Annotated in this window: 10 protein-coding genes; 7 read left to right on the forward strand and 3 right to left on the reverse strand. The window is 73.0% G+C overall.

Annotated features, from left to right (window positions below; all coding sequences use genetic code 11):
* Window positions 1–391: 391 nt before the first annotated feature.
* Together nrdR and AB0H53_RS19935 are read left to right on the forward strand one after the other, a co-directional pair.
* Entirely contained in the window at window positions 392–913 is a 522-nt protein-coding gene (nrdR, locus tag AB0H53_RS19930; RefSeq protein WP_362114720.1) for a transcriptional regulator NrdR, read from the forward strand.
* A 192-nt stretch (window positions 914–1,105) separates the two neighbouring features.
* Window positions 1,106–4,006: a vitamin B12-dependent ribonucleotide reductase gene (locus tag AB0H53_RS19935; RefSeq protein WP_362114723.1), complete on the forward strand. Its 2,901-nt coding sequence runs from the start codon at window positions 1,106–1,108 to the stop codon at window positions 4,004–4,006.
* Between the two features lie 187 nt (window positions 4,007–4,193).
* Here the strand turns inward: AB0H53_RS19935 and AB0H53_RS19940 are convergent, their stop codons facing one another.
* Complete coding sequence (locus AB0H53_RS19940) at window positions 4,194–4,724, reverse strand: TerD family protein (protein WP_362114726.1); 531 nt, start codon at window positions 4,722–4,724, stop codon at window positions 4,194–4,196.
* Between the two features lie 143 nt (window positions 4,725–4,867).
* On the opposite strand from AB0H53_RS19940, the gene AB0H53_RS19945 reads away from it, so the two are divergent.
* The 5 genes from AB0H53_RS19945 to AB0H53_RS19965 all read left to right on the forward strand — a co-directional run bounded on the left by AB0H53_RS19945 (window position 4,868) and on the right by AB0H53_RS19965 (window position 9,273).
* On the forward strand, window positions 4,868–5,473 hold the full coding sequence (locus AB0H53_RS19945; protein WP_362114729.1) for a YdbC family protein: 606 nt from the start codon (window positions 4,868–4,870) through the stop codon (window positions 5,471–5,473).
* A 129-nt stretch (window positions 5,474–5,602) separates the two neighbouring features.
* On the forward strand, window positions 5,603–6,262 hold the full coding sequence (locus AB0H53_RS19950; RefSeq protein WP_362114732.1) for a histidine phosphatase family protein: 660 nt from the start codon (window positions 5,603–5,605) through the stop codon (window positions 6,260–6,262).
* Between the two features lie 12 nt (window positions 6,263–6,274).
* Window positions 6,275–7,186, forward strand: a complete 912-nt coding sequence (locus tag AB0H53_RS19955; RefSeq protein WP_362114735.1) for an ADP-ribosylglycohydrolase family protein — start codon at window positions 6,275–6,277, stop codon at window positions 7,184–7,186.
* A 614-nt stretch (window positions 7,187–7,800) separates the two neighbouring features.
* The gene (locus AB0H53_RS19960) at window positions 7,801–8,511 is read left to right on the forward strand and encodes a ribonuclease HII (RefSeq protein WP_362114738.1); all 711 of its coding nucleotides are present in this window, start codon (window positions 7,801–7,803) and stop codon (window positions 8,509–8,511) included.
* Between the two features lie 129 nt (window positions 8,512–8,640).
* Window positions 8,641–9,273: a hypothetical protein gene (locus tag AB0H53_RS19965; protein ID WP_362114741.1), complete on the forward strand. Its 633-nt coding sequence runs from the start codon at window positions 8,641–8,643 to the stop codon at window positions 9,271–9,273.
* 558 nt (window positions 9,274–9,831) lie between these two features.
* Here the strand turns inward: AB0H53_RS19965 and AB0H53_RS19970 are convergent.
* The gene (locus AB0H53_RS19970) at window positions 9,832–10,464 is read right to left on the reverse strand and encodes a hypothetical protein (protein ID WP_362114744.1); all 633 of its coding nucleotides are present in this window, start codon (window positions 10,462–10,464) and stop codon (window positions 9,832–9,834) included.
* A gap of 218 nt (window positions 10,465–10,682) precedes the next feature.
* On the reverse strand, window positions 10,683–12,863 hold the full coding sequence (locus AB0H53_RS19975; protein WP_362114747.1) for a RecQ family ATP-dependent DNA helicase: 2,181 nt from the start codon (window positions 12,861–12,863) through the stop codon (window positions 10,683–10,685).
* Window position 12,864: the final 1 nt, after the last annotated feature.

The raw sequence follows: 12,864 nt of genomic DNA on the forward strand, positions 1-12,864 counted from the left end.
ACTCTCCGTGGTATCGCCGCTTCGCGGTGGCTGACCGGTGGTTGACCTGCTGAAACGTTTTCCCGTCGCCGGCCCACCCCCTCCCCGCCCCCGCGCCGCCCCGGGTGGCCCCGGGTGGCGCCGGTCGCCGGACCCCCGCCTCGCGGTGGCCCCGGGGCCGTCCCGTAGGCTCGTCCCGGGTCTCCGGCCCACCGGCCGACGCGACACGCGCGATCTGCGGGATGAGCGGCCAGACCCCAGATCTAGTGGTTGGATTGCCCCGGCCGCCCAGAAGTTGTGGTCCCCGGTCGGCCGGGGGTGCATCGATCGCCTATGCTTGGGGCTGCGCCGAAGGGCCCGGTCCGGGCCTGCCGAGGCTGTTCAGTCGTGCTGTGAAGGAGGGTTGGGAACCATGCACTGCCCCTTCTGCAGGCACCCCGACAGCCGGGTCGTCGACAGTCGCACCACCGATGACGGCACGTCCATCCGGCGCCGCCGCCAGTGCCCCGACTGCTCCCGCCGTTTCACCACGGTGGAGACCGCCTCACTGATGGTGATCAAGCGCTCCGGTGTGACCGAGCCGTTCAGCCGCACCAAGGTCATCTCCGGAGTGCGCAAGGCGTGCCAGGGGCGGCCGGTCACCGAGGACGCCCTCGCCCAGCTCGGCCAGCGGGTCGAGGAGGCGGTGCGCGCCACCGGCAGCGCGGAACTGACCACTCACGATGTCGGGCTCGCCATACTCGGCCCGCTGCAGGAGCTCGACCTCGTCGCGTACCTGCGCTTCGCGTCCGTGTACCGGGCGTTCGACTCGCTCGAAGACTTCGAGGCCGCCATCGCGGAGCTGCGCGAGCAGCGGCCTCCGGCGGAGGGGGGCGGGACCGGAGTGACCTCCGGGGTCCCGGTTCCCGCCGTCGCCGCCGACCGATCGACCTGATCGGGCTGATCGGCGGTCCGCCGGCCGGCGGCCACCGGCCGGCGCGCCAGCCGGCCGGCGGGTCCGGCGGCCGGCCGGCGCATTGAGACCTGTCCGGGGCGCTGTGCGCGGCGCCCAGGACAACAGACAGAGACTGTGCCCTGGGAAGATCTGGGCACTCAAGGGTGTTTTTGCCCGTATATGGGAGGCGGCATGACAGAGACGACGAGCGGCCCGGCACGAGGATCCCGCACCAAGGGATCCAAGGCCGCTGCGGCCCGACAGGGTTTGCGCATCGAGCGCATCCACACCACGCCCGGCGTGCATCCGTACGACGAGGTCGTGTGGGAGCGTCGTGACGTCGTCATGACGAACTGGCGCGACGGCTCGGTCAACTTCGAGCAGCGCGGCGTCGAGTTCCCCGACTTCTGGTCGGTGAACGCGGTCAACATCGTCACCAGCAAGTACTTCCGCGGGGCCGTCGGTACCCCGCAGCGCGAGACCAGCCTCAAGCAGCTGATCGACCGCATCGTGAAGACCTACCGCAAGGCCGGCGAGGACCACCAGTACTTCGCCTCGGACGCCGACGCGGAGATCTTCGAGCACGAGCTGGCCCACGCCCTCCTGCACCAGATCTTCAGCTTCAACTCCCCGGTGTGGTTCAACGTCGGCACGCCGCAGCCCCAGCAGGTCTCCGCCTGCTTCATCCTGTCCGTCGACGACTCCATGGAGTCGATCCTCGACTGGTACAAGGAAGAGGGCATGATCTTCAAGGGCGGCTCCGGCGCCGGCCTGAACCTCTCCCGCATCCGCTCCTCCAAGGAGCTGCTCTCCTCCGGCGGCAACGCCTCGGGCCCCGTCTCCTTCATGCGCGGCGCCGACGCCTCCGCCGGGACGATCAAGTCCGGTGGCGCCACCCGTCGTGCCGCCAAGATGGTCATCCTCGACGTCGACCACCCCGACATCGAGGACTTCATCGAGACCAAGGTCAAGGAGGAGGAGAAGATCCGCGCCCTGCGCGACGCGGGCTTCGACATGGACCTGGGCGGCGACGACATCACGTCCGTCCAGTACCAGAACGCCAACAACTCGGTGCGGGTCAACGACGAGTTCATGAAGGCCGTCGAGGCCGGCGACACGTTCGGCCTGCGCGCCCGGATGACCGGCGAGGTCATCGAGGAGGTCGACGCCAAGTCGCTCTTCCGCAAGATGGCCGAGGCCGCCTGGGCCTGCGCCGATCCCGGCATCCAGTACGACGACACCATCAACCGCTGGCACACCTGCCCCGAGTCCGGCCGGATCAACGGCTCGAACCCGTGCAGCGAGTACATGCACCTGGACAACACCTCGTGCAACCTGGCCTCGCTGAACCTGATGAAGTTCCTCAAGGACGACGGCAAGGGCAACCAGTCCTTCGAGATCGAGCGCTTCGCCAAGGTCGTCGAGCTGGTCATCACCGCGATGGACATCTCCATCTGCTTCGCGGACTTCCCGACCCAGAAGATCGGCGAGAACACCCGCGCGTTCCGCCAGCTCGGCATCGGCTACGCCAACCTCGGCGCGCTGCTGATGGCCACGGGGCACGCCTACGACTCCGACGGCGGCCGCGCGCTCGCCGGTGCCATCACCTCCCTGATGACCGGCACCTCCTACCGCCGCTCCGCCGAGCTGGCCGCCGTCGTCGGCCCGTACGACGGCTACGCCCGCAACGCCGAGCCGCACAAGCGCGTCATGAAGCAGCACGCCGACGCCAACGCCACGGCCGTCCGCGTGGACGACCTGGACACCCCGATCTGGGCCGCCGCCACCGAGGCCTGGCAGGACGTGATCCGGCTCGGCGAGAAGAACGGCTTCCGCAACTCCCAGGCCTCCGTCATCGCCCCGACCGGCACCATCGGCCTGGCGATGTCCTGCGACACCACCGGCCTGGAGCCCGACCTGGCGCTGGTGAAGTTCAAGAAGCTGGTCGGCGGCGGGTCGATGCAGATCGTCAACGGCACCGTGCCGCAGGCGCTGCGCCGCCTGGGCTACCAGGAGGAGCAGATCGAGGCGATCGTCGCCCACATCGCCGAGCACGGCAATGTGATCGACGCCCCCGGCCTCAAGCAGGAGCACTACGAGGTCTTCGACTGCGCCATGGGCGAGCGCTCCATCTCCGCGATGGGTCACGTCCGCATGATGGCCGCCATCCAGCCGTGGATCTCCGGCGCGCTCTCCAAGACGGTCAACCTCCCCGAGACGGCCACCGTCGAGGACGTCGAGGAGGTCTACTTCGAGGCGTGGAAGATGGGCGTCAAGGCGCTCGCGATCTACCGCGACAACTGCAAGGTCGGCCAGCCCCTCTCCGCCAAGAAGAAGGAGCAGGAGAAGGTCGAGGTCACCGAGAAGGCCGAGGAGACGATCCGCGCCGCGGTCGAGAAGGTCGTCGAGTACCGCCCGGTCCGCAAGCGCCTCCCCAAGGGCCGCCCGGGGATCACCACCTCCTTCACCGTGGGTGGCGCCGAGGGCTACATGACCGCCAACTCCTACCCGGACGACGGTCTCGGCGAGGTCTTCCTGAAGATGTCCAAGCAGGGCTCGACCCTCGCGGGCATGATGGACGCCTTCTCCATCGCCGTCTCGGTGGGCCTGCAGTACGGCGTCCCGCTGGAGACCTACGTCTCGAAGTTCACCAACATGCGCTTCGAGCCGGCCGGTATGACCGACGACCCGGACGTGCGGATGGCCCAGTCGATCGTCGACTACATCTTCCGCCGCCTGGCGCTGGACTTCCTGCCCTTCGAGACGCGTTCGGCGCTCGGCATCCACTCGGCCGAGGAGCGTCAGCGTCACCTGGAGACCGGCTCGTACGAGCAGGTCATCGAGGACGACGAGATGGACGTCGAGGGCCTGGCCCAGTCGGCGCCGGTCCAGCAGGACCCGAAGCCGGCCGTCGCGGCCCCGGCGGCGCAGGCCCCGGTCCCCCAGCAGGCGCACACCTCGGCGGAGCTGGTCGAGATGCAGCTGGGCATCAGCGCCGACGCCCCGCTGTGCTTCTCCTGCGGTACGAAGATGCAGCGCGCCGGCTCCTGCTACATCTGCGAGGGCTGCGGCTCGACCAGCGGTTGCAGCTGACGTCATCGCCGGTGAGCGGCGCTGACCGGTGACAGCCGACGAGGGGTGACGGGCGAATCCGCCCGTCACCCCTCGTCGGCGTTCGTCGACCGTTGTCGTCGTCCGTGGTGGGTCGTCGTGATCACGGGGCCGCCGAGCCGGTGAGTGCACCGGTGGGGATGAGGCGCCTCGCCTGGGCGGCCGCCGGTCAGGTCTGCCGGGTGCCCATCAGACCGGTGAAGGTCTGCGGGTCGGCGTCGAAGCCCCGGATCGCCCGGCGGTACCCCCACCCGCCCGTACCGTCGCGGGTGAACTCCACGACGGTCGCCGCGGTCGCCTCCGGCAGATCGGTGAAGTCGTGGCTCTCCAGGTCCTGGTAGCCCTCGCGCAACTGGACCCGGATGCCGCCGATGTCGCCGAACGTCCTGCGCCCGCCGCCCTGCTGTATGGCCACGCCCACCACCACGCGCGCGTACGCCGGGGAGAGCCGGTCCAGCTCCAGGGTCATCGCCTCGTCCGCGCCGAAGCCCTGGCCGGTCCTGCTGTCCCGGTGGAGGGTGATGGTGCCGTCCGGCGAACGGCTGCCGAAGTGCACCAGGTACACCGGCGCCCCATAGGGGTCGTCCGTGGCGTACACCGCCGCGATGAGGTCGAGATCGTGGTCCGGGGCACCTGCCGGGCTGGGGCTCCACTGGAGCGTCACCTCGACCTTGCCGACTCCCTTGTTGAGACCGCTCACCGGAATCCCCTCTCTCTGCGCGCCGGGCCAACTCCCCGTGACCCCGGGCTTCTTGCCCATGGTGTCACGCGGCCACCCCGTCGCAGGGCGGTACTGCCCCGGGAGCGTGACCCTCGCCACGCCCGGCGCCGTACGATGGCGCGGTGCTGGTCAAGTGGATTCGCTGCAGCGTGGTGGACCGTCGCGGGTTCGAACGGGGGCAGCGGAAGTGGGCGGGGCTGCTGGGTGAGCCGGGCTTCCGGGGGCAGGGCGGCGGGTGGAGCCGCAGCCGGCCGGGGATCGCCCATGTCTTCACCTTCTGGGACAGCCGGGCCTTCTACGACTCCTTCATGGCCCGCTCGTACAGCAGACTGGCCACCGCGCAGTCGGGCACGTACAAGGACATGCAGGCCAAGCTGTTCGACCACCGCTTCGACGTGAAGACCGGTTTCGAACCGAGGTTCACCGACGCCGACGTGGTGCGGGTCGCGCACAGCAGGATCCACGAGGACCGGGTCGAACACTTCGCCCTGATGCAGGAGAAGGTCTGGAACCCGGCGATGGCCGGATCCCCCGGCATGCTGCGCGGGCTGTTCGGTGAGGCGCCCGGCAACGAGTTCCTGGTGCTGTCGATGTGGCGGTCGGCGGCCGAGCACGGCAAGTACCGCACGGAGCGGGTGGAGCGGCTCGCGCTGCGGGCCCAGACCGAGGCGGACGTGGCGGCGCTGACCGGGGACGTGGTGGACCTGGAGCCCACCTGGACGGTGTGAATCGGGGCCGTGCCCCCCCCGGCCGCGCCCGGCGACCCGCCGCGGGCCGCCGCCCGCCGGTACGCCGGACGGAGGCCCGGGGCCGGGCCGGCCGAGCCCGGCCGGGGCAGCCGCTCTAGGGTCGTGGGCATGGCACGACCCCATCGCATCGTCCTCGTCCGGCACGGAGAGTCGGAGGGCAATGCCGACGACACGGTGTACGAGCGTGAGCCCGACCACGCGCTGAGACTCACCGGAACGGGCCTGCGCCAGGCCCGCGCGGCGGGCGAGCGGCTGCGCGCCCTCTTCGGCGACGAGCGCGTCAGTGTCTACGTCTCCCCCTACCGCCGCACCCATGAAACCTTCCAGGCCCTGGGGCTCGACCCCGCGCGGGTACGGGTCAGGGAGGAGCCGCGGCTGCGCGAGCAGGACTGGGGCAACTGGCAGGACCGGGACGACGTCCGGCTCCAGAAGGCCTACCGGGACGCCTACGGGCACTTCTTCTACCGCTTCGCCCAGGGCGAGTCGGGAGCCGACGTCCACGACCGGGTGGGGGCCTTCCTGGAGAGCCTGTTCCGCAGCTTCGACGCGCCCGACCACCCGCCGAACGTCCTGCTGGTCACGCACGGCCTGACCATGCGGCTGTTCTGCATGCGCTGGTTCCACTGGACCGTCGCGGAATTCGAGTCCCTGTGCAATCCGGGCAACGGCGAGACCCGCACACTGCTGCTCGGCGAGGACGGGCGGTACACCCTGGACCAGCCGTTCGAGCGCTGGCGTACCCCCGAACCCTACGGTGCCACCGGATAGAGTGGCAGGGCGATGACCGCTGACTCCTCTCTCGACCGGCGCTTCGAACGCGCGCTGGCCAGCCTGCGCGGGCTGGCCGTGGGGGACGCCCTGGGCTCCCAGTACTTCGTACCCGCCAACTATCCGCTGCTGAAGCGGCGCGAGCTGCCGCCCGGTCCCTGGCGGTGGACCGACGACACCGAGATGGCCTGCTCCGTGCTGACCGTACTCGCCGGTCACGGCCGTATCGACCAGGACGCCCTCGCCCACTCCTTCGCCGGGCACCAGGACCCCGACCGCGGCTACGGCCGCGCCGTCAACCGGATGCTCGGGCGGATCCGGGAGGGCGCCGACTGGCGCGAGCTGGCCGCCGCGCTCTTCAAGGGGCAGGGCTCGTGGGGCAACGGCGCGGCCATGCGGATCGCCCCGCTCGGCGCCTGGTACGCCGACGACCCGGAACAGGCCACCCATCAGGCCGAGATCTCCTCGTACACCACCCACCAGCACCGGGAGGCCGTGGTGGGCTGCATGGCGGTGGCGGCCGCCGCCGCGCTCGCCGCCGACCCGGCCGGACCGCCCCGGCCGGAGGAGCTCCTGGACGGAGTCGTCGCGCTGGTGCCGCGCAGCGCGGTGGGCGCGGGACTGCGCCGGGCCCGGGACATGCTCGACTACGGCGACACCGGGACGGTCGCCGCGGTGCTCGGCTGCGGACGGCGCACGAGCGCGCACGACACGGTGCCCTTCGCGCTCTGGTCGGCCGCGCGCGCCCTGGGTGACTTCGAGCGGGCCTTCTGGACGACCGCGCAGGTGGGCGGTGACGTCGATACGACGTGTGCCATCGCCGGTGGAGTGGTCGCCGCCGCGCGGGGCGGGACCCCGCCGACCGGGTGGCTGGAGCGGACCGAGGCCCTGCCGGACTGGCTGCCCACCGGACCGGCCCGCTGAGCCGGATCGCGCGGGACGTACGGGGCGAGCGGGGCGAGCGGTGTGGCGCGGCGCGCGGTGTCCGGCGTACCGCGCCGGCTGCCTGCCTGCCTGCCACGCCGCCGCGCGGATCGCCGATCATGACAGGCGCCCTCGGCGAGACGCCGGGACCGCACGCCGCGGCCTGCGCGCGGGTCCGGCCCACCGCACTGACGGACCGGGGCGGGGGGTTCGCGGGCGGGTAATCCGGGACGGCACCCAGGGACGCCGTGGCCCGGGGCTTCCCGGCGCACACCGGCGCGGCGGTACGGGCAGCCGGTCGGGAACGCCGGCCGCGCCCGCCCGGCCGGGAAAGCCGTGGCCGGTGACCAGTTGGGCGCGGGCGGGCGTCGGCCGCCTCCCGGAGAGACCGGCAGGACCGTTCAGGCCGCGGGCGCGACCCGGGCGACGGCTCCTGACCGCTCGGCGTCCCGGAGCGTCCGTACGGCCGCTCCCGCAGGGGCTTCCCACCGGCGTTCCCGGTGGCTTTCCCGGGCCTCTCGGGAGGTCTTTCCGCGGCTTCTCGGGAGGTACGGAGCGGAGGATGGCAATCCGGGTGTCGCGGGCGGGGTCGGGCGGCGTAATCTGTCAACGCCATGCCGTACGAACCACCCACACACACCGTCGAGCGCTCGATCAGAGCGACAACCGGTGCCAAGATCGTCGCCGGGGTCGATGAAGTCGGACGCGGGGCGTGGGCCGGTCCGGTCACGGTCTGTGCCGCTGTCACCGGTCTGCGCCGGCCGCCCGACGGGCTCACCGATTCCAAGCTCCTCACCCCCAAGCGCCGCACCGCGCTGGCCGGGGAACTGGAGAAGTGGGTCACCTCGCACGCCCTGGGACACGCCTCCCCCGAGGAGATCGACGAGCTGGGGATGACCGCGGCGCTGCGGCTGGCCGCCGTACGCGCCCTGGACGCCCTTCCGGTGCGCCCCGACGCGGTCATCCTCGACGGCAAGCACGACTACCTGGGCCAGCCCTGGCGCGTCCGTACGGTGATCAAGGGTGACCAGTCGTGTGTGGCGGTGGCCGCGGCCTCGGTGATCGCCAAGGTGCGCCGGGACGCGATGATGGCCGAACTGGAGGCCGAGTCCGCGTCGTATGTGCCCTTCGGGTTCGCGGCCAACGCCGGCTATCCGTCGCCGGTGCACAAGGCGGCCCTGCGGGAGTGGGGGCCGACCCCGTACCACCGGCTGAGCTGGTCCTTCCTGGACGCGCTCCCGCAATGGCGGCACCTCAGGAAGTTCCGCGTCCCAGCGGAGGCGGCCGCACTCGAAAGCGGGGGCCAGCTCGGCTTCGATTTCTGAACGGTGCCCCACCGTCCCGCCGCCGTCCCCCGCCCCCGACTCCCCGGCCGCGCCCGGCCGAACAGCCCGGTCGCGCCCACGCACCACCCGCCGGTGCCCTTGGCGCCGACGTTTGATAGACATCCGTCCATGCCTCTCATCCCCGAGGAGCCTCAGATTCACGAGAGTGCCCAGGGTCCCCGCGCCACTCCGGCCGCCGGCCGCCCCGCGCCGACCCCCCGTCCCGTACCCGGTCCGCGTTCCGCGGCCTCACCGCGCCCCGGTCGCCCGGGCCCCGGCCCGGCCAGACCCGCGTCCCCGGTACCGCGCCCGCACACCAGTGCCGGGCAGTCCCCGTCGTCCCGGCCGGAGAATCGTTCCGCACGCGGTACGCAGCCCCAGCTCCAGGTGATCCCCGCTTCGGCGGAGGGCGCCCTGGACGCCGCCGAGGAGGCGGTGGACCTGCTGCTCGAAACCGGCCGCGCGCCGGGCGACATCCTGGTGCTCACCACCGGCGAACAGCACCCGTGGGCCGCCCACGAGCTGTCCTTCGGCGACGCCGCGTACTGGGCCCAGCACGACGCCCGCGACGACGTGTTCTTCGCGGACGCCACGGCCGTGGACCGCGCGGCGGCCCGACCCGTGGTGGTCGTGGCGGTCAACGGCGGTGACGCCGGGGCAGCCGCCCGTGCCCTCCCCGCGGCCATGGCCAGGGCGAGCACGTTGCTGATCGTGTGCGGCGACCCGCAGCGCATCAACTCCGTGCTCGGCGCGGGCGTCTGAGCCGTACGGCACCGACCGGCGCACGCCCGCTCCATGGGGCGTGAGCCGGGTGCGGTGCCCGCGTGCGCCGCACCCGGGTGTTCCGTCCCTGGTGCGGCGCTTTCGGGGCGCCGCCGTGCGGAGTGCTTGCCGAGCCGCCCGTCTCCGGCAAGGCCCGGCGGCGGCGCCGGCGTGCGCTGTGCCGGAGGGGCTCGGCTCAAGCCGCGTGGGGGCGCCGGGTGTTGCCCGCGCGCCGTGCCCCCGGAAGGGCCCGGCGCCGTCGCACTCCTGCGGTGTGCCTCCGGGCCGGCCCGGCTCGGGGCACGTCAGGGCGCCGGTCATCGACCGCGTGCCGCCTCCCCCGGAGAGCCCCGCTCCGGCCGCCGTGGGCCCGGCGCGCCGCCCGCGTGCGCCACGATCGGGGGTGCCGTCCGCGTGGCACGGCTGGACGGCGCCGCCCGGCGGCGTGCCGCGTGTGCGGCACGGCTCGGTGGCACCGCCCGGGCGCTGTCGCCGCTCTCGGCGCGGCCGGTCGCTGAGGGGCTGGCACCGCCGGGAGCGGGGCGCCGGGCGCGCCGGTCAGCGCGCCGCGGTGCGGCGCAGCGGCTCGGTCGCGCCGCTGGCCGTGCGCGGCGCGGGAGGTGTCCCGTCGGCGGCGGCGTCTTCGAGGTCGCCGGGTAGGGAACCGGAGTGCGGGCGACGCCCGCCGCGCCCCTCGCCGACCACCTGCCATCCGCCGCGGGTCAGTGTGATGTACGCGCCGCAGCGCAGGCCGTGCAGGGTGCAGGCGTCCCGCAGGCCCCACATCCATGCCCCGTCCTCCTCCGTCCACCGCTCGTCGCCCTCACGGCAGTAGAGCAGGACGGCGGTACGCACCGGAGTGCGCAGCCGCAGATCGTGCGGGATGACCCGGCGCAGGTGCGCGAGCAGGGCGTTGCGGAACTCCCAGCCGTCGGCGGGTACGGCACGGCGGGTGAACGACGCGCTGGCGGCGAGCCGTTCCTCGTGGTCCAGGACGGCCACGACAGCGGTCCCGGGGGTCGGCCGGTGCCGGACGTGCAGGCCGCCGACGACCTCGCGCGGGTTGCGCAGCAGCGGGATCCCGGCCGCGGCCCACTCGGCGGGTTCGAGCATTCGAGCGAGGCGGCTGGCGGGGTCTGCGGCCCGCGTGGTGAGCGAATCGGCTGCGGACGGAGCGAATCCGGAGGTCACGGTCCTCCCTTCGCATACGCGCCCACGAGAGCGGGCAGGGTCGGGTGGGAACGCACCGCGGCACGGCCCTGCGGACCGGGAACGGGCCGTGCGGGGGGCGATGTCCAATTCTGGCTGGCCCGACGGCCAAGCGGCAACGAGCAATTGGGGCAGCTGCCTGGTATCTGCTGGTATGGCAGTCATATCCTGCCCAGCGGGGGTCCCTCCGATGCCTCCGGTCAGCCCTGGACGGCGAGGACCAGCGGAAACACCCCCTTCGCGCCGGCCCGGCGCAGCAGCCGCGTCGCCACCGCCAGCGTCCAGCCGCTGTCCGAGAGGTCGTCCACCAGCAGCACCGGCCCACCCGCGGAGGCCAACTCCCCGGCGAGGCCGGACGGAATTGTCAGCGCCTGGTGCAGCCCGCGCACCCGCTGCGCGCTGTTGGTGCGCGAGAGCCGGGTGTCCTCCGCCTCCGGCGCGTACTCGACGGTGCCGAGCAGCGGCATGCGGCCCACCTCGGCGATCCGCCGGCCCAGTGAGCCGACGAGCTCCGGACGGCTCCGTGAGGCCACCGTCACCACGCCCACCGGCCGGGGCGGCGCGTCCGGCTCACCGGAGGCCCAGCCGCCCGGCCCCCGGGCCCAGTCGGCCAGGACGCTCACCACCGCGCCCACCACGTCGTCGGGGACCGGGCCGTCCGCCGCCCGCTCGGACAGCATCGGCCGCAGCCGGTTGCCCCAGCCGATGTCGGACAGCCGCCCCAGGGCCCGGCCGGGGAAGGACTGCTCATCGGCGGGGATACGGCCCTTCAGGTCGACGCCCACCGCGGCGAGTCCCGTCGGCCACATCTTGCGCGGCTCCACCTCCACGCCCGGCCGGCCCAGCTCACCGCGCGCGGTGTCCAGCGCGGCGGCCGACACCTTGGTGTCGAACCGGGGCCCCGCGCAGTTGTCGCACCGGCCGCAGGGGGCGGCCTCCTCGTCGTCCAGCTGCCGGCGCAGGAACTCCATCCGGCAGTCGGCGGTCGACACGTAGTCGCGCATCGCCTGCTGTTCCGCCGCCCGCTGTCGCGCCACCCACGCGTACCGCTCGGAGTCGTAAGACCAGGGGCGGCCCGTAGTGCTCCAGCCGCCCTTCACCCGCCGCACCGCGCCGTCCACGTCCAGGACCTTCAGCATGGTCTCCAGGCGGGTGCGGCGCAGCTCCACCAGCGGCTCCAGGGCGGGCAGTGACAGCGGTTTCCCCGCGTGCGCCAGCACGTCCAGGGTCCGGCGCACCTGCTCCTCGGGAGGGAAGGCCACCGAGGCGAAGTACTGCCAGATCGCCTCGTCCTCCTTGCCCGGCAGCAGCAGGACCTCCGCGTGCTCCACCCCACGCCCGGCCCGGCCCACCTGCTGGTAGTAGGCGATGGGGGAGGAGGGCGAGCCGAGGTGCACGACGAAGCCCAGGTCCGGCTTGTCGAAACCCATGCCCAGCGCGGACGTGGCGACCAGCGCCTTCACCCGGTTGGCCAGCAGGTCCTCCTCGGCCTGCTGACGGTCCGCGTTCTCCGTCCGGCCGGTGTACGAGGCCACGGTGTGGCCGCACTGCCGGAGATGGGCGGTGACCTCCTCGGCCGCCGCCACGGTGAGGGTGTAGATGATCCCGGAGCCGGGCAGCTCCCCGAGGTGGTCGGCCAGCCAGGCCAGGCGATGAGCCGCGTCCGGCAGCCGGAGCACCCCCAGGCTGAGGCTCTCCCGGTCCAGCGCGCCGCGCAGGACGAGCGCGTCGGTGCCCGCGCCGGTGCCCAGCTGCTCGGCGACGTCCGCCGTCACCCGGGCGTTGGCCGTGGCGGTCGTGGCCAGCACCGGCACGCCCGGTGGCAGTTCCGCGAGCATGGTGCGCAGCCGCCGGTAGTCGGGACGGAAGTCGTGGCCCCAGTCGGAGATGCAGTGGGCCTCGTCCACCACCAGCAGCCCGGTGGCGGCCGCGAGCCGGGGCAGGACGTTGTCGCGGAAGTCGGGGTTGTTCAGCCGTTCGGGACTGACCAGGAGCACGTCCACCCCGCCCGCGGCGACCTCCTCCTGGACGGTGTCCCACTCCTCCGTGTTCGAGGAGTTGATCGTCCGGGCGCGGATGCCCGCCCGGGCCGCGGCCTCCACCTGGTTGCGCATGAGCGCCAGCAGCGGAGAGACGATCACGGTGGGTCCGCTGCCGCGCTGCCGCAGCAGCGAGGTGGCGACGAAGTACACCGCGGACTTGCCCCATCCGGTGCGCTGCACGACGAGGGCGCGCCGCTTGTCCGCGACCAGCGCCTCGATCGCCCGCCACTGGTCCTCGCGCAGCCGGGCCCCACCCGTGGCGTCCCCGACGAGGCGGGCGAGTACGGCGTCGGCCGACGCGCGCAGCGTGCTGGGTTCCGTGTCGCTCGTGTGCTCCATG

The organism is Streptomyces sp. NPDC050856 (genome assembly GCF_040653855.1).
Taxonomy (GTDB): Bacteria; Actinomycetota; Actinomycetes; order Streptomycetales; family Streptomycetaceae; genus Streptomyces.

Bases quoted from the DNA above. Each gene is read 5' to 3' on its own strand.
- AB0H53_RS19950 (WP_362114732.1), top strand. From the start codon at position 5,603: ATGGCACGACCCCATCGCATCGTCCTCGTCCGGCACGGAGAGTCGGAG.
- AB0H53_RS19975 (WP_362114747.1), bottom strand. From the start codon at position 12,863: ATGGAGCACACGAGCGACACGGAACCCAGCACGCTGCGCGCGTCGGCC.
- AB0H53_RS19960 (WP_362114738.1), top strand. From the start codon at position 7,801: ATGCCGTACGAACCACCCACACACACCGTCGAGCGCTCGATCAGAGCG.
- AB0H53_RS19955 (WP_362114735.1), top strand. From the start codon at position 6,275: ATGACCGCTGACTCCTCTCTCGACCGGCGCTTCGAACGCGCGCTGGCC.
- AB0H53_RS19965 (WP_362114741.1), top strand. From the start codon at position 8,641: ATGCCTCTCATCCCCGAGGAGCCTCAGATTCACGAGAGTGCCCAGGGT.
- nrdR (WP_362114720.1), top strand. From the start codon at position 392: ATGCACTGCCCCTTCTGCAGGCACCCCGACAGCCGGGTCGTCGACAGT.
- AB0H53_RS19935 (WP_362114723.1), top strand. From the start codon at position 1,106: ATGACAGAGACGACGAGCGGCCCGGCACGAGGATCCCGCACCAAGGGA.